At 76.1% G+C, this 15,050-nt stretch carries 11 protein-coding genes and 1 pseudogene; 8 read left to right on the top strand and 4 right to left on the bottom strand.

All coding sequences use genetic code 11. From position 1 onward, the window contains the following. Nucleotides 1-6 precede the first annotated feature (6 nt). Nucleotides 7-1,071 (bottom strand): glycosyltransferase, encoded by a 1,065-nt coding sequence (locus FHD63_RS15700; protein WP_139722866.1) that lies wholly within the window; start codon nucleotides 1,069-1,071, stop codon nucleotides 7-9. A gap of 89 nt (nucleotides 1,072-1,160) precedes the next feature. Between FHD63_RS15700 and FHD63_RS15695 the strand changes: the two genes are divergently transcribed. The 4 genes from FHD63_RS15695 to FHD63_RS15680 are packed head-to-tail and all read left to right on the top strand — an operon-like array spanning nucleotide 1,161 to nucleotide 5,377. Beyond that, entirely contained in the window at nucleotides 1,161-2,420 is a 1,260-nt protein-coding gene (locus FHD63_RS15695; protein ID WP_139722865.1) for a nucleotide sugar dehydrogenase, read from the top strand. Further along, complete coding sequence (locus FHD63_RS15690) at nucleotides 2,417-3,331, top strand: ABC transporter permease (protein WP_139722864.1); 915 nt, start codon at nucleotides 2,417-2,419, stop codon at nucleotides 3,329-3,331. The genes FHD63_RS15695 and FHD63_RS15690 overlap by 4 nt, the downstream gene beginning before the upstream one ends. Next, complete coding sequence (locus FHD63_RS15685; RefSeq protein ID WP_139722863.1) at nucleotides 3,318-4,247, top strand: ABC transporter ATP-binding protein; 930 nt, start codon at nucleotides 3,318-3,320, stop codon at nucleotides 4,245-4,247. Before FHD63_RS15690 ends, FHD63_RS15685 begins: the two co-directional genes overlap by 14 nt. Next, nucleotides 4,244-5,377 (top strand): glycosyltransferase, encoded by a 1,134-nt coding sequence (locus tag FHD63_RS15680; protein WP_139722862.1) that lies wholly within the window; start codon nucleotides 4,244-4,246, stop codon nucleotides 5,375-5,377. Before FHD63_RS15685 ends, FHD63_RS15680 begins: the two co-directional genes overlap by 4 nt. On the opposite strand, the gene FHD63_RS15675 is transcribed toward FHD63_RS15680, so the two are convergent. The 3 genes from FHD63_RS15675 to FHD63_RS15665 are packed head-to-tail and all read right to left on the bottom strand — an operon-like array spanning nucleotide 5,327 to nucleotide 10,477. Then, nucleotides 5,327-7,861, bottom strand: a complete 2,535-nt coding sequence (locus FHD63_RS15675; RefSeq protein WP_139722861.1) for a glycosyltransferase family 4 protein — start codon at nucleotides 7,859-7,861, stop codon at nucleotides 5,327-5,329. The genes FHD63_RS15680 and FHD63_RS15675 overlap by 51 nt on opposite strands. Further along, nucleotides 7,786-8,409: a hypothetical protein gene (locus FHD63_RS15670; protein ID WP_139722860.1), complete on the bottom strand. Its 624-nt coding sequence runs from the start codon at nucleotides 8,407-8,409 to the stop codon at nucleotides 7,786-7,788. The genes FHD63_RS15675 and FHD63_RS15670 overlap by 76 nt, the downstream gene beginning before the upstream one ends. After that, nucleotides 8,399-10,477, bottom strand: coding sequence for a glycosyltransferase family 2 protein (locus FHD63_RS15665; RefSeq protein ID WP_139722859.1), 2,079 nt, complete (start codon nucleotides 10,475-10,477; stop codon nucleotides 8,399-8,401). The genes FHD63_RS15670 and FHD63_RS15665 overlap by 11 nt, the downstream gene beginning before the upstream one ends. 136 nt (nucleotides 10,478-10,613) lie before the next feature. On the opposite strand from FHD63_RS15665, the gene FHD63_RS15660 reads away from it, so the two are divergent. The 4 genes and pseudogenes from FHD63_RS15660 (at nucleotide 10,614) to FHD63_RS15650 (ending at nucleotide 15,050) form a co-directional block, all read left to right on the top strand. Beyond that, a complete protein-coding gene (locus FHD63_RS15660; protein ID WP_139722858.1) occupies nucleotides 10,614-10,988 on the top strand; it encodes a hypothetical protein in 375 nt (124 codons plus the stop codon). Between the two features lie 646 nt (nucleotides 10,989-11,634). After that, nucleotides 11,635-11,901, top strand: a pseudogene (locus tag FHD63_RS17075) (glycosyltransferase); the annotation flags it as partial. 970 nt (nucleotides 11,902-12,871) lie between these two features. Next, nucleotides 12,872-13,945 carry a glycosyltransferase gene (locus FHD63_RS16780; RefSeq protein WP_158296819.1) on the top strand — a complete coding sequence of 358 codons (1,074 nt, stop codon included), beginning with the start codon at nucleotides 12,872-12,874 and terminating at the stop codon, nucleotides 13,943-13,945. Continuing rightward, the gene (locus tag FHD63_RS15650; RefSeq protein WP_139722856.1) at nucleotides 13,929-15,050 is read left to right on the top strand and encodes an ATP-grasp fold amidoligase family protein; all 1,122 of its coding nucleotides are present in this window, start codon (nucleotides 13,929-13,931) and stop codon (nucleotides 15,048-15,050) included. The genes FHD63_RS16780 and FHD63_RS15650 overlap by 17 nt, the downstream gene beginning before the upstream one ends.

Below are 15,050 nucleotides of genomic sequence, written 5' to 3'. Positions count from 1 at the left end.
TCGGGGTCATGCCGCACCCCCCACGGCCAGGATGTGGTCGGCGGCGGCCTGGGCGCCGTTGCCGGGGTCCGCCTGCAGCGCCGCCGAGGCCAGATCCCCCCCGCGGGCCAGGAGCTCGTCGACGAGGGGCCCGGCCGCGCCGCCGGTGAGGGTGGGGGCGCTCAGCGCCCAGCCCCGCCGGGCGGCCTCGCGGGCCCGGGCCTCCTGGTCGTCCAGCGACGTCTGCCGGTTCGGGACGAGCAGGGTCGGCACCCCGAGGCGCAGGGACTCGTGGAAGGAGTTGTAGCCGGCCGCGGCGACGACGAGGTCGAAGGCCCGGTAGTGCTCGGACAGCGGGAAGTGCCGCACGAGGTGGACGTCACCGGCATACGCCCGCTCGGCGATCGCGGGGGCGGTGACGCAGACGCCGACGCCGCGAGCGGTCAGGGCCGCCGCCGCGGCGCCGACCTCGTCGTCGGTGTCGTTGATGTTGCCGGCGCCGAGGGAGACCAGGGCGAGGGTGCCCTCCGCCGGCAGACCCAGGGCCGCGCGTGCCGCGGCGCGGTCGTGCGCCTGCCCGGCGTCGACGAGGGTGACCGGCGGGACCCGCAGGACCGCCTCGTCGGGCACCGTGGCGGTCGCCCCCCGGTCCGCGGCGGCCGACAGGTCGCCCGGCTCGAGGACCGCGTCGAACCACGCCGCCTTGTCCAGCTGGTCGGTGTTGCGGCCCGCCCGCCACATGCCCCGCCGCGACCAGACGGCGCGGGTCCGGGGGTGGGAGGCCAGGGCCTCGTCGAGCCCGGAGTAGGGGTGGGTGCCGTCGAAGACGAGCACGTCGGGGTCGACCCGGTGCAGGATCTCGCCGACCTGCTCGGCGAAGAGGCGCCGCCACGCCGCCGGGCGCAACCCGGAGGCTCCCTGCGAGGCGAGGTACTCCCAGGGGAGGCCCTCCGCCTCGACGACCGGCACCGCCTGCGACAACGAGACGACGTGTCGGCGGACCCCCGGCGGCATCCGGCGCGCGTAGGCCAGCAGCCGCGTCAGGTGGCCCATCCCCGCGCCGTTGCTGGACAGCAGGAGCACCGACGACATACCGGCGATCATGGCACAGGGCGTTATGCTCGGGACGCGCCCGGCGGGCGCCCCCGACCACCCTCTCGTCGTGAAGGAGACTGGCCACCGTGGCTGTCGACGCTGTCATCATCGGGCTGGGCTATGTGGGCCTCCCCCTCGCGCAGGAGGCGACCCGGGCCGGGATGACGGTCCTGGGTCTGGACATCCACCAGGGCGTGGTGGACGACCTCAACGCGGGCCGCTCGCACGTGGACGACCTCGACGACGCGGACATCGCGCAGATGAGGCAGGGGGGCTTCGAGGCCACGACGGACGAGTCGCGCATCGCGGAGGCCCGGACCGCGGTGATCTGCGTGCCGACGCCGCTGTCGGCGGACGGCGGCCCGGACCTGCGGGCGGTGGAGTCGGCGGTCGCGGCGGTGGCCCGCAACCTGCGCCCCGGGATGCTCGTGGTGCTGGAGTCGACGACCTACCCGGGCACGACCGACGAGGTGGTGCGGCCCGCGCTCGAGGCGGGCGGCCTGGTCGCCGGTCAGGACTTCCACCTGGCCTTCTCCCCGGAGCGCATCGACCCGGGCAACACGAGCTTCGGCGCCAAGAACACCCCGAAGGTGGTGGGCGGGCACACCCCGGCGTGCAGCGACGCGGCCGCCGCGTTCTACGGCACCTTCGTGGACACCGTGGTGCGGACCAAGGGCACCCGGGAGGCGGAGACCGCCAAGCTGCTGGAGAACACCTACCGGCACATCAACATCGCCCTGGTCAACGAGATGACCCGGTTCTGCCACCAGCTGGGCATCGACCTGTGGGACGTCATCGACGCGGCGAGCTCCAAGCCGTTCGGGTTCCAGGCGTTCTACCCCGGCCCCGGGGTGGGCGGGCACTGCATCCCGATCGACCCGAACTACCTGTCGCACAACGTGCGGGCCCGGCTGGGCTACCCGTTCCGGTTCGTGGAGCTGGCGCAGGAGATCAACGCCGGGATGCCGGCCTACGTCGTCTCCCGCGCCCAGGACATCCTCAACACCGAGGGCAGGGCGCTCAACGGCTCGACCGTGCTGCTGCTCGGCGTGACCTACAAGCCCGACATCGCCGACCAGCGGGAGAGCCCCGCGGTCCCGCTGGCGCGCCAGCTGGCCGCCAAGGGCGCGCGGGTGCTCTTCCACGACCCGCACGTGCGGGAGTGGCACGCGGTGCCCGAGGCGGAGCGGGTCGAGGACGCCGCCGCGGCCGCGGGTGGGGCCGACCTGACGATCCTGGTGCAGAACCACCGGGGTTACGACGTGGACGCGCTGGCCGACGCCTCCCGGGCCTTCTTCGACACCCGCGGGGCCGCCACCGGAGGGGAGAAGGTCGTCCGGCTGTGAGCTCCGACCTCGGGCCCGAGCCGCACCACCAGCCCGCGGCCCTGCCGCAGGCCGAGGCCGCGGAGCTGGCGCGCCGCCACGGCATGACCCAGGTCGCCGTGCGCCCCTCGCTCGGGACCTACGTCCGGGAGATCTGGCGCTACCGGCACCTCATGTGGTCGCTCGCCAAGGGCGAGGTCGTCAGCCAGCACCGCGACAACTACCTCGGCATCCTCTGGTCGGTCATCAACCCGATCCTGCTCGGGGTGGCCTACTACCTCATCTTCGGCGTCCTGCTCGGCCTGGACCGCGACGTCGACAACTACGTCGCCTTCCTCACCGTCGGCCTGTTCACCTTCTCCTTCATCTCGGCGACGCTGACCTCCGGGGCCCGCTCGCTCCTGGGCAACGTCGGGATGATGCGCTCGCTCGCCTTCCCCCGGGTGCTGCTGCCCGTGGTCAAGGTCATCTCCGAGTTCGTCAACAACATCCCGGCCTTCCTCGTGCTCGTCCTCATCGCGCTCATCACCAAGGAGCCGGTCACCTGGGAGTGGCTGCTCTTCCCGGTCGCGCTGCTCATCGTGGTGGTCATGGGCCTGGGCATCTCCATGCTCATCTCCCGCGCCGTGCACGCCGTCCGGGACCTCGCCAACATCGTGCCCCTCATCACCCGGCTGCTGCGCTACGTCTCCGGGGTGTTCTTCTCCATCCAGGTGCGCTTCGCCACCATCGACGACGCGCCCCGGTGGGTGGGCCTGCTGCTGGAGTACCAACCCGTGGCGGTGAGCCTCACGCTGGTCCGGGAGACCCTGCTGCAGGGCTTCGAGCTGCGCTGGCAGACGTGGGCCGTCGCGGCCGGATGGGCGGTCGTGCTCTTCGTCAGCGGCTTCGTCGTCTTCTGGCGGGGGGAGGGGACGTATGGCCGAGCCTGAGGACACCGGCGCGGGCGGGGGCGCGACGCCCGCCACGGGGGGCGAGCGGATCCCCTCGGTCATCGTGTCGCACGTCGACATCCGCTACCGCATCTACGGCAGCCCCAAGCGCCCGGAGGAGACCGACGAGGAGGGGGCCGTGCGCCGCCTGCTCAGCCGGGGCGGCCAGGCGGGCCTGGGGGTGCAGGAGGTGCACGCGGTCAAGGACGTGTCCTTCGTCGCCTACCGCGGGGAGTCGATCGGCATCATCGGCCGCAACGGGTCGGGCAAGTCGACGCTGCTGCGCTCGGTCGCGGGGCTGGTGCCGCCGAGCAGCGGGACCATCTGGCTGGGGGGCCGGGCCGCCCTGCTCGGCGTCAACGCGGTGCTGCAGAAGAAGCTCAGCGGTCGCGACAACATCTGGATCGGGGCGCAGGCCCTCGGCCTCACGCCGGCGCAGGTGCGCCGGCGGATGGACGACATCGTGGAGTTCGCCGACATCGGCGACTTCATCGACCTGCCGATGAGCAGCTACTCCAGCGGGATGGCGGCCCGGCTGCGGTTCGCGATCTCCACCGCCGTGGTCCCCGACATCCTCATCGTGGACGAGGCGCTGGCCACGGGTGACGAGCACTTCCGGGCGCGGGCCACGGAACGCATCGAGCAGATCCGCGAGCAGGCCGGGACGGTCTTCATCGTGGCCCACAGCCGCAAGCGGATCAACCAGCTGTGCACGCGGGTGCTGTGGATGGACGACGGCCGGCTGCTGGGGGACGGGCGCCCCTCGGTCGTCAACGGTCTCTACGGCCGCAAGTACGGCCGGCACCGCCAGGTGTGGAAGGAACGCTACGAGGAGATCGAGCGGGTCATGACCGAGCAGGGCCCGGAGGCGGCCCGTGAGCTGCTGCGCAGGTGGGAGCCGGAGGGGAACTGGTGAGGGCACGCCGGATCCTCGTCGTCACCGTCGTCCACCACCCGGACGACGCGCGCATCCGGCACCGCCAGGTCGCCAGCCTGCTGGCCGCCGGCTGGGAGGTGACCTTCGCCGCGCCGTTCAGCGGTCACGGGGTCGACCGCCCCACGGACGTGACGAGGCTCACGACGGTCGACGTCACCCGGTCCACCGGACGCCGCCGGCTCGCCGCCCAGCGGGACGCCCGACGGGTGCTCCGCGAGCTGGGCCCGCGCCACGACGTGGTGCTGCTGCACGACCCCGAGCTGGTCCCGGCCACCCTGGGCGTCTCGCTGCCGGTGACGGTGTGGGACGTGCACGAGGACACGAGGGCCGTCGTGGCCCTGCGCTCGTGGGTGCCCGACCGGCTGCGCGGACCCCTGTCGTCGGTCGCCTCCGCGCTCGAGCGCAGCGCCGAGCGGCGCATGGTCCTCATCCTGGCCGACGAGGAGTATGCCGACCGGTTCGCCCAGGAGCACCTCGTCGTCCCCAACACCACCCCGGTGCCGGCCGACCCGCCCCCGGCCGGGACCCCGGACGAGCGGGGGCGCCTGCGCGTCGTCTACCTCGGCAGCCTGGCCCGCGAGCGCGGTGTCGCCGAGCTCGTCGCCGTGGGCGAGCAGCTGCACCGCCGCACCGGCGGTCGGGCGGTGCTGCAGGTCGTCGGCCCGGCGCACGGCGCCGCCGTCACCGCGCAGCTCGAGGCGGCCCAGGAGCAGGGCCACCTGGAGTGGACGGGGTTCCTGCCGGCGCGGGAGGCCTTGGGTCGCCTGGACGGGGCGCTCGCCGGGCTGTCGCTGCTGCACGACGTCGCCAACTTCCGGCCCAGCATGCCCACCAAGGTGGTCGAGTACATCGCCCACGCCGTCCCGGTCGTCACGACGCCGCTGCCGCGGGCCGTCGACCTCGTCGAGCGCAGCGCCGCGGGCGTCGTCGTGCCCTTCCACGACGTGGAGCAGACCGTGCAGACCCTGCTCGGCTGGGTCGAGGACCCGGCGGCCGCCGCGGCCCTCGGCCGCCAGGGGCACGCCCTCGCCGCCCGCGACCTGGACTGGTCCGTGCACTCACGCGTCTTCGTCGACGCCATGGGCCGGCTCGCCGACGCGCCCCGCTGAGGGCGGCCGAGCCCCTGCGGCGGCGATCGCGTAGACCTCGTCGTAGCGGGCCGCGATCGCGGACCAGGTGCGGTGCTCGCGCACCCAGGCCCGTGCGGCCAGCGCCATGGCCGTGCGGCGGGCGGGGTCGTGCAGCAGGTCGGCGAGCACGTCGGCGAGCGCCTCGGCGTCCCCCGGGGGGAAGGTCGCGCCGCGCTCGCCCCCACCGACGATCTCCAGCAGGGCGGGGAGCGCCGAGACGACGAGCGGCAGCCCCATCGACATGGCCTCGTAGGGCTTGAGCGGGGTCACCAACCGCGCCGCCCGCTCGTCGATCCGGGGCACGACGAAGACGTCAAGGAGGGCGTAGTAGTCACCCACCTCCTCGTGCGGGACCTGCCCGGTGAGGACGACGTGGTCGCCGACGCCCCGCTCGGCGGCCAGCCGCTCCAGGGTCTCCTGGCGCTCGCCACCGCCGACGAGCAGCGCGCTCACGGGCAGGCCGCGCCCGCGCAGCACGGCCACCGCCTCGACCAGCGTCTCCTGGCCCTCGCGCGGGTGGTCCAGGTTGCTCACGTAGCCGACGACCAGACCCTCGCCCAGCCCGAGCCGCTCGCGCAGGTCCGCCCGGGGGGCGCGGGGTCCGATCGTCTCCGCGTCCACCCCGTTGGGGACGACCACCACCCGCGCCGGGTCCGGCGTCCGGCCGGCCCGGGTCGGGGGGCGTCGCACGATGTCCTCACGCATGGACTCGCTGAGGGTCACCACCGCGTCGGCCTCGGTGAGGACCCGGGTCTCCAGCTCGCGCCGCAGCCGGTAGAGCTCGCTGCGGGTCGCCCGCTCGACGTCCGAGGTCCAGACCGCCTCGAAGAGGCCGCGGACCTCGTAGACGACCGGTATGCCGGTGGCGCGGCCGACGGCGAGGGCCACCAGCGCGAGCTCGTAGCCGCGGTGCCCGGAGTGCGCGTGCAGGACGGCGGGCCGGTGCTCGGTGACGACGTCGAGCAGGCGTCGGGCGAAGGCGTCGAGGTGCTCGTCCGGAGCCTCACGGTCCGGCCCGTCCGTACGGGTGAGGCGCAGGTGGGGGACGCCGCCCACGTCCTGCACCGGTGGGGCGGGCTCGCCCGGGAAGTCGAGGGCGGTCGCGGCCAGCACGTCCTCGCCGGCGCGTCGCCGCTCGCGCAGGAGGTAGAACGAGCGCACGGCATACCCGCTGGTGCGCTGCGGCAGGGAGGCCTTGAGCACGTGCAGCACCCGGCCGGGGACCGGGTCGACCGGCCGGGGAGCGAGGTCGCCGGGCCACCAGTCGGGGTCGAACTCGCGCAGCCGGCCCTCCTGCTCGCGGACCAGCCTCGCCACCAGCGGACGGTCGTCGGTCGCGGCCCAGCGGCGCAGGACGGCCAGCCGGGCGGTGGGCTCCCCGGCCCGGGTCGCGGTGAGGGCGGCCTGCTGCAGCACCGCCGTCCCGACCGCGTCGTCCGGGCGCTCGAGCAGCTCGTGGACGAGGGCCATCGCGCGCTCGTGCTCGCCGGCCCGGGTCCGGTCCGCGAGCCGCCCGATGTCGCCCAGGACGGCCTCGCGCAGGGTCGCGGCGGCGTCGTCGGCCGGCGCCTCCCCGCGCAGCGACCCGAGCCCGGGCACCACCTCGACGTCCACCCCCGGTGCGAGGTCGCGGACCCGGTCGTGGGACGCGTCGTCCTCGACGAGCAGACGCTCCACCGCTCCGGTGTCGAGCAGCGGCAGCCACGGGGCGCACCGGTCCTCCGGGCGCAGCAGGACGAGGAGGCGGGCGTCGGCCGGGGAGACCAGCGAGGCCAGGACGGCGCGCTGGTCGGCGCCGTCGACGAGGACGACGTCGGGCTGCCCGTCCCGCACCGCCGCGGTGAACGAGGGGTAGGCCGCACCCGGCACGCCGAGGCCGGCCCGCAGCCGTGCCTCCACGAGGGCGTCGGGGACCCCGTCGCCGCGCAGCGGGGAGGGGACGGCGCCGTCGCCACCGCCGAGCAGGGTGACGTCCACCACCGGGGAGGCCCGCAGGGTCGCCCGCAGGGCCGGGCCGGAGCCCTCCTTCGGCAGCACGAGCACCCGGTGGTGCTGGCTCTCCGCCGGGGGGCCCGCCTCGTCCGTCGCGGTCGAGGGGTCGGCGGCCGCCGCACCCGTCACGGCGGGGACGGGGTCGGTGAGCGCCCTGCCCGTCCGGCTGCCGCGCAGCAGGTCGCGGGACGCCGTGCCCCCTCGGGCAGCGAGCAGGCGCAGCGCGAGGGCCGCCCAGCGCGCGGCGGTGCCGGGCTCGGTGTCCAGCAGGCCGTCGGCGGCGGCGAGCAGGTCCGTCCCGGCCTCGGCGGCCTCGACGGCCCGGGCGTCGCGGTCGCCGCGCGCGAGCGCCGACCAGGCGCGGAGGACGACGTCGTGCGCACCGAGCAGCGGCGTCACGGACCCGAGCAGGACCTGCCGCTGCTCCTCGTCGAGCGTCGTCCAGGGCACCTGCCGGGCCCGGTCGCGCACCTCGGGCGTCGGCGGGCGTCCTGGAGCAGGCGCCCGGCCGCGCACAGGGCGTCGAGCTCGTCCTGGGGCAGGCTCGCGCGGCGTCTCGGGGGCCCGGCGGGGAGCCACCCCAGCGCCAGCTGCGCGGCCGTCTCCCGCACCGGTCGTGGCCCGGTCACGACACGGGCGGTCGGCGAGAGCTCCCGCGCCCTGGCGCCGACCGTCTCCGCCCCGGGCCCCAGGACGAGGACGAGGCCCGCCGAGCGCACGGCCGGGGCGAACCGCGGGTCCAGGCGCACGGCCAGCGAGGCCTCCGTGGCGGCCGGCAGCAGCCGGCCGGCCACCCGCAGCGGGGCGCGCTGCCAGCGGGGTCGTCCGTGCCCGGCCTGCAGGACCGTCCCGCCGGGGACGGTCGGCTCACCGGGACCGGTCTGCAGGACGGTGACCGAGGGGAGCAGGACCCCGAGGTCGCGGGCCAGCCCGGCGGCGCGGGCGTCCGGGTCACGACCCACCAGGAGCACGGTCACCGGCTGCTCGCGCGGTCCGTCGGCCGCGGGGTCAGGAGGCACCGCGGACCCCCGACGTCGGTCCCGGGGCCACGTCCAGGGCGCCGGACCGCCCGGCGGGGACGGGGTCGGGCGAGGCGTGCCGGTGATCGGGCGCGTCCTCGGGGGCGCGGAGGTCCACCCCCGGCAGCGCCCGGTGCAGCGCGGCCGCCTCGGCCTCGTCCAGCCACGGGGCGACGACCCACCGGGGCCGGACACCCCACCAGGACCGCAGCAGGTCGGAGGCACCCAGGAGGTCCTCGGGGAGGCCCGAGGGCCCGGGGCGCACGCTCTCGGTGCTGAGCCAGACCTCGACCGCGCCAGCCTGCACGCGCATCCCCTGACCGGCCAGGAGGGCCAGGACCGAGAGGTCGAGGACGACGAGCCGGTCCACGGCGATGTCGTCGGTCCGGGCCAGCAGCCAGGCCCGGCCGTCCAGCAGGGCGTCGTCGAGGCCCCGGTCCAGCTCGGCGCGGCGCACCCCTGCCGCGGCGTGCCCCTCCTGGTGCCACAGGCCGACCCGCTGCCCGGGCGGGTCGGTCCGCAGCCGCCCTTGCAGCCAGGCGCTCGCGCGGCTGGTCGGGGGTGCCGAGAACGACCCGAGGTAGGCCGTGGCCAGCCGGTCCGGGACGAGCGCACCGACGGGGAGCCCGCGGGTCCAGCCCCGGGGGACGGGGAAGGGCAGCGCGGCCAGGGTGGCGTCGTCGACCGTGACCGCGCCCTCCTCGCGCCGCCACCTGCTGAGCCGACGGTGCCAGGCCATGAAGCTGGAGCGGAAGGCGCGGCGCTCGGGTGCGGCCCAGGAGAAGGTGAAGTCGCCGCGGGAGAGCGAGCCGGCCCGCAGCCGGGTCACCGCCAGGGGCAGCTCGACGTCGACGATCTGACCCTCCACCCGGGCCACCCGCTCGGCGAACTCGGAGTCCGCTCCCTTGCGCACCGGCAGGAAGCCGCCGGTGCGCTCCAGGATGCTGCGGCGCAGCAGCAGCGAGGAGGCGTTCTCGCGCACCGCGCGGTAGCCCAGCCACTGGTGGGTCAGGTCGTCCTTGGCCCGGACCGCGAGGCTGCGGCTCATCGGGGCCTGCGGCCCGGCGTCGGCCAGGGCCTGCACCTGGTGCTCGATGCGGCTCGGGTGGGACCAGTCGTCGGCGTCCTGGAAGGTGATGAGGCTGCCCCGCGAGGCCTCGATCGCCGCGGCCCTGCCGAGGTAGGAGCCCCCGTTGTGCTCCATCGTCAGGACCCGGACCCGGGGGTCGAGCGCTGCCGCCCGCGCGTAGACGTCCGCGTAGTCGGGCCCCGAGCAGTCGTCGACGACGACGATCTCCAGCTCGGGGTAGGTCTGCTCGGTGATGGAGCGCACCGCGGTCAGCAGCCCGGTGTCCGGGCGCCAGCTGGGCATGATGACGGTGACGAGCTCCCCGGCGGTGGCCGCCCCCGGCACCGGCCCCGGCGCCGCGAGGCGGTCGAAGGGGCTGGGCGGCCCGCCGACGTCGACCGCGTCGTCACGACCGACCGCGCGCAGCCGCGGCACGGCGAGCCCCCGCTCGGCGAAGCGGGTGCCCAGCAGCCGCTCCCAGCCGGCCTCCGGCAGGGCCACGGTGCTCGCGCCGTGGGGGTTCGCCAGGTCCACCCGGAGATAGAGGTCGGCATCGGGGTGCAGCCCCTCGACGTCCGGCAGCAGCTGCTGCAGCTGCGCGTGGTGACCCGCGAGGTAGAGCGTCTGCAGCGCGGTCATGCGCAGCTGCGCGGAGACCCACGACAGGCCGTCGGCGCGCCACAGCGTCTCCACGACGAGGGCGGCGGCCCGCAGCTCCTCCTGGGAGCGCAGCAGACCCGCCCACACGAAGGCGACCCCCGCGAGCGCCCGCCGCTGCGGGGTGCCGCGCAGGCCTACCGTCGGCACCCCGTCGGCGAGGACCGCGGCGAGCAGGGTCGAGGCCGTGTGCCCTCCCGCGGTGGCCCGCTCGGCGAGCACCTCGAGGGCGTCCGGCGAGCGGTGCCGCAACGCCAGGTGGAAGAGCGCGGCCGGGTCGTCCCCGGCGGGACCGTGCCCGAGCTGCCAGGCGAGCCACGACGGGACCGGATCGGTGCTCATGGGGTGGACAGGTCTCCCTCGTGGGCTCTCGGGTGCGTCGTGCCGGGCCGGGGCGCCCGGCCCCGGGGTACAGTGAACACCGTCTGGCCCGGTGCCGGAACCCCGACACCCCACCCCGTGCAGGAAGGTCCGTCGCGTGCCCGTCCGCCTCGTCCCCGTCGTCGGCACCGCCCTCGGGCTCGTCCTCGCGGGGGTGCTCGTCCTCGGCGTGGCGGTCGACAGCCCGGTGCTCGCGGCGCTCGCCGGAGGGCTCCTCGGGGTGGCCGTCCTCGCGGTCGCGCTGGACTCGTGGCGGCGCGTCCGGAGCCTGCGGACCTACCTGCGCGACGAGATCCGGGCCAGCAGGGCACCGGCCCCGCCCACGGTGGCGGCCGGGCCCTCGGAGTCCGACCTCCTGGGGGCCGTGCAGCTGCTCCAGGCGCAGTACACCGGCCGGCTGGACCGGATGCAGGCGGCGCTGGACGACGCGCTGGCCCGGGCGGGCGCTCAGGCCGACCACGACCCGCGGTGAGCACGACCCGCGTGGCCACCACGAGGGGGGTGGCGGCCGACCACGCGCGCATCGCCGGCCGCCGGTCGAGGGCGCTGGTCGCGACGGCTGCTGGACCCGGTCGGTGCACAGCCGGGAGGTCCTGGCCGAGGCGGCCTGGCCCGGGCACGTCCCCGCCGACCTGGCCGGCTGGGCGGAGCGCGGTGCCGGGGCCGGGGTCCCCGACGACGCCGACCCGCTCGCGTGGCCGACCACGCGCGCGTGCTCGCCGTCCAGACCGCTGACCCGCAGGACATCGCCGTCGCGCGCGGGCTGCTCGAGCAGCTCGTGGCCTCCCCCCACGCCGCGGTGCTGCGCCGGGAGCACGTCGAGATGCTGGCCCAGCTGCGGGTCCTGGGCGGCGACCCCCGCGGCGCCGTCGACCTGGCCTCCGACCGCCGCGTGCGTCCCGGCGTCACCTCCTCGGTGCGGGCCGACGCCCTGCACCCCCGGCTCGACCCCGGGCGGCGGAGAGGGCGAGCGGTGGGCGGCGGCCTTCTCCGCCGCCCTCGGCAGCGGCCGGCTCGCCCCCTTCCTTCCACCCGGGGCCGGTGCCGCGCCGGACCTCGACACCCTGCGCACCCGGGCCGCCGACCCGGTCGCCGGGAACGGTCTGGTGACCGTCCTCATGAGCAGCTACCGGCCCGGCCCCCCGCTGCTCACGGCGGTCCGCTCGGTGCTCGCGCAGACCTGGGGCGACCTGGAGCTGTTCGTCGTGGACGACGCCTCCGGGGACGAGGAGACCGCCGGCCTGCTGGCCGAGGTGGAGCGCCTGGACCCCCGGGTCCGGGTGGTCCGCAAGGCGGTCAACGGCGGCACCTACCGCGCCCGCAACACCGCCCTGCGTCTGGCCCGCGGCGACTACGTCGTCGTCGTCGACTCCGACGACTGGTGGCACCCGCAGACCCTTGAGGTCTGCCTGGGGCCGCTGCTGGCCGACCCCGGTCTGCTCGCGACCCGGGCGCAGGGCGTGCGGGTCACCCCCGACCTCGTGCTCACCCGGCCCGGCTACCTGCCCCGCTTCGCCTCGGCCGCGACCGTGCTCTTCCGGCGCCTCCCGGTCATGAACCGCATCGGCTTCTTCGACCCCACCCGCAAGGGCGCCGACACCGAGTTCACCCGTCGTCTGGAGGCCGCCTACGGGCCGGTGGTGCGGGACGTCGAGGAGACCACGACCATCCTGCGCGGCGGGACCGCCACGCTGTCCTCGGAGGAGTTCGCGAACGGCTACCGGCACCCCGCGCGCCAGCTCTACAAGGCGCTCTACACCCCCTGGCACGACGCCGTCCGCGCCGGTGAGGACACGGCATACCTCGACCCCGAGGCGCCGCGCCGCGTCCCGGAGCCGCTGCGCTGGGCCCGGCCCCCCCACCCCCTGCTCGACGCCCGGCCGCGCGAGCTCGACCTCGTCGTGGCCGGCGACTGGCGCAAGTTCGGCGGGCCGCAGCGCTCGATGGTGGAGGAGATCCGGGCGGCTCGCGAGGCGGGACTGCGGGTCGGCGTCATGCACCTGGAGGCGCTGCGCTTCATGTCGGCGCAGGACCAGCCGCTGGCCGCCCCGTTCACCAAGATGGTGCGCTCCGGCGAGGTCGCCTGGGTGCTGCCCGACGACGACGTCGACATCGACGTGCTCCTGGTGCGCTACCCGCCGATCCTGCAGTACCCCCCGGTGCTCGCCCGCGCCGCGCGCGTGCGTCACCTGCTCGTCGTGGCCAACCAGGGCCCGCTGGAGCCCGACGGCAGCGACCAGCGGTACGTCGTGACCGACGTCACCGAGCGGGCGGGCGCGCTCTTCGGGGGCGCCGGTCACCTGGGTCCCGCAGAGCCCGACCATCCGCCGCGTCCTGCGCGAGCAGGACCCGGAGGTGTCGTTGACCTCGTGGGACAACCCCGGGCTCATCGACGCCGACGCCTGGGCGGTGCGGCCCACCGACCGGCCCCCCGGCGCGTCCGGGACGGTCGTGGTCGGGCGGCACTCCCGCGACGACCGGATCAAGTTCCCCCCGACGTGGGAGGAGCTGCGGCGAGGGTATGCCTTCGGTCCCGGCCACGAGGTGCGCGTCCTGGGCGGCGAGCAGACCGTCGCGTCGTTGCGCGCCGCCGCCGAGGACCCGGGGGAGGAGCCGGACGGCTGGACGGTCCTGCCCGCCACCACCGAGGACGTCCGGCCCTTCCTCGCGGGTCTGGACTTCTACGTCTACCTCGACAACCCGGACGCCCACGAGGCCTTCGGCCGGACCCTGCTCGAGGCGGCCGCCAGCGGTGTCCTCGTCATCGCCCACCCCAAGCACCGGCCCACCTTCGGCGACCTCCTCGACTACGCGGCACCGGGGGAGGCGCAGGCCCTCGTGGCGCGCTACACCGCGGACCCGGACGCCTACCGCGAGCGGGTGGAGCGCACCGCGGCCCTCGTGCGCGAGCGCTACGGCCACGCCGGCTTCGTGGACCGTCTGCGACCGCACCTGTCGGGAGCCCCGTCCCGGACCCAGGAGCCGGGTGCCCGGGAGGCGCCCGAGGTCTCCCCCGTCCGGGTCCCGCTGCGCAGCGCCGGTGACGGCACCCGTGCGGACGCGCTCGTCGTGGAGCACACCGGGCTCGCCGGGACCGAGCTGCGGGGCTGGCTCGCGGGCCACGTGCCGGACCCGCCGGGGCCGGCGTGGACCCCCGGGCCGCTGCTGGCCGGGGCACCGCCCGCGGTCCGGGGCGTGCGCCTCCACCAGGGCGGCCTGACCCTGACCGCCGACCGGGCACCGGCGACGACGCCCCGCCCGGACCCGCCGAGCCCGGCCCGGACGGCCGGGCCGGCACCACCGCGGCTGCGCTCGCGCGGCGGCTCTGGGGCACCCCGCCGCCGGGCTGGCTGTGGCGGGCGACCCCCCGGCACACGACGGCCACGACGACCACGACCCCCGAGGAGACGTCATGAACCTGCGCCGTGAGGTCCTCCGACGCATCGCGCCGCTGGAGAAGCGGGACGCCGAGCTGCGCCGGCGCAACCAGCGCATCCGCACGCTGGAGGCCGAGCGCGAGGCGCTGGAGACGGCGCTGGCGGCCGAGCGGGAGCGGGCGGCGACCCTGGTGGACCCGGCCGAGCTCGCCCTGCGCTCCAGCTTCACCCAGCACCTCGTGACCCTGCGACGGGTGACCGTCGGGCTGCGCGAGCTCGACCCCGGGCGCCGCCACCCGTTGCGCCAGGTGCCGTTCAAGCTGCGCAACTACCGCCTCGCCGCCAGCCACGGCATCCCCACCCCCCGCATCCTCGGGGTGTGGGAGGACCCGGCCGGCATCGACCTGGACGCCCTTCCCGACGAGGTGGTCGTCAAGTCCGACGGGGGCGCGGGCAGCCACGGGGTGCTGCCGTTGCGGCGGGTCGCCGGAGGCGGCTACCAGACCCTCGACGGGGTGCTCTCGCTGAGCGCGGACGAGGTGCGGGAGCACTTCACCTCCCGCGCGGCGCAGCAGCGGATCAGCGGACCCTTCTTCGCCGAGGAGGTGCTCCGTCAGCCCGGGGGCGGCCCGATCCCGGACGACGTGAAGATCAACGTCAGCTACGGGGAGGTGCAGCACGTCATGCTCCGGCGCGTCTCCCGGCACGGTCACCTGCGGTCCATGGGGTACCGCTACGTCGACGCGGAGGGGGCGGAGCTGGGCGCCGTCATGATCGGGCGCGAGGACGACTCCGCCGTCCCCGTGCCGCCGAACCTGCCGGAGATGGTCGAGATGGCCCGGCACCTCTCCCTCGCCACCGGGCTGCCCTTCATCCGGGTGGATCTCTACGGCACCGAGCGCGGGGCGGTGCTGGGCGAGCTCACCCGGACCCCGGGTGGTCGACAGCCGTTCCGCGCCGACCACGACGAGCGGATGGGTCTCGGGTGGGAGGCGGCCGCCAGCCGCCTCGAGCTCGACCTCGTGGCCGGTCGACCCCCGGGCATCCTGCACGGCGAGCACCCGATGCCCGAGCTCTACCCCGAGGGGCACGTCTCCCGCTCGGCCGACCCCGGGGCGTGGGCGCCGCGGGTCGCGCCCTGCGCGCAGTGCGGATGA

Source organism: Serinicoccus chungangensis, from assembly GCF_006337125.1.
In the GTDB taxonomy this organism is placed as follows: Bacteria; Actinomycetota; Actinomycetes; order Actinomycetales; family Dermatophilaceae; genus Ornithinicoccus; species Ornithinicoccus chungangensis.
The sequence above is the reverse complement of the archived record's forward strand: the minus strand, read 5'-3'. Positions and strand labels throughout refer to the sequence as shown.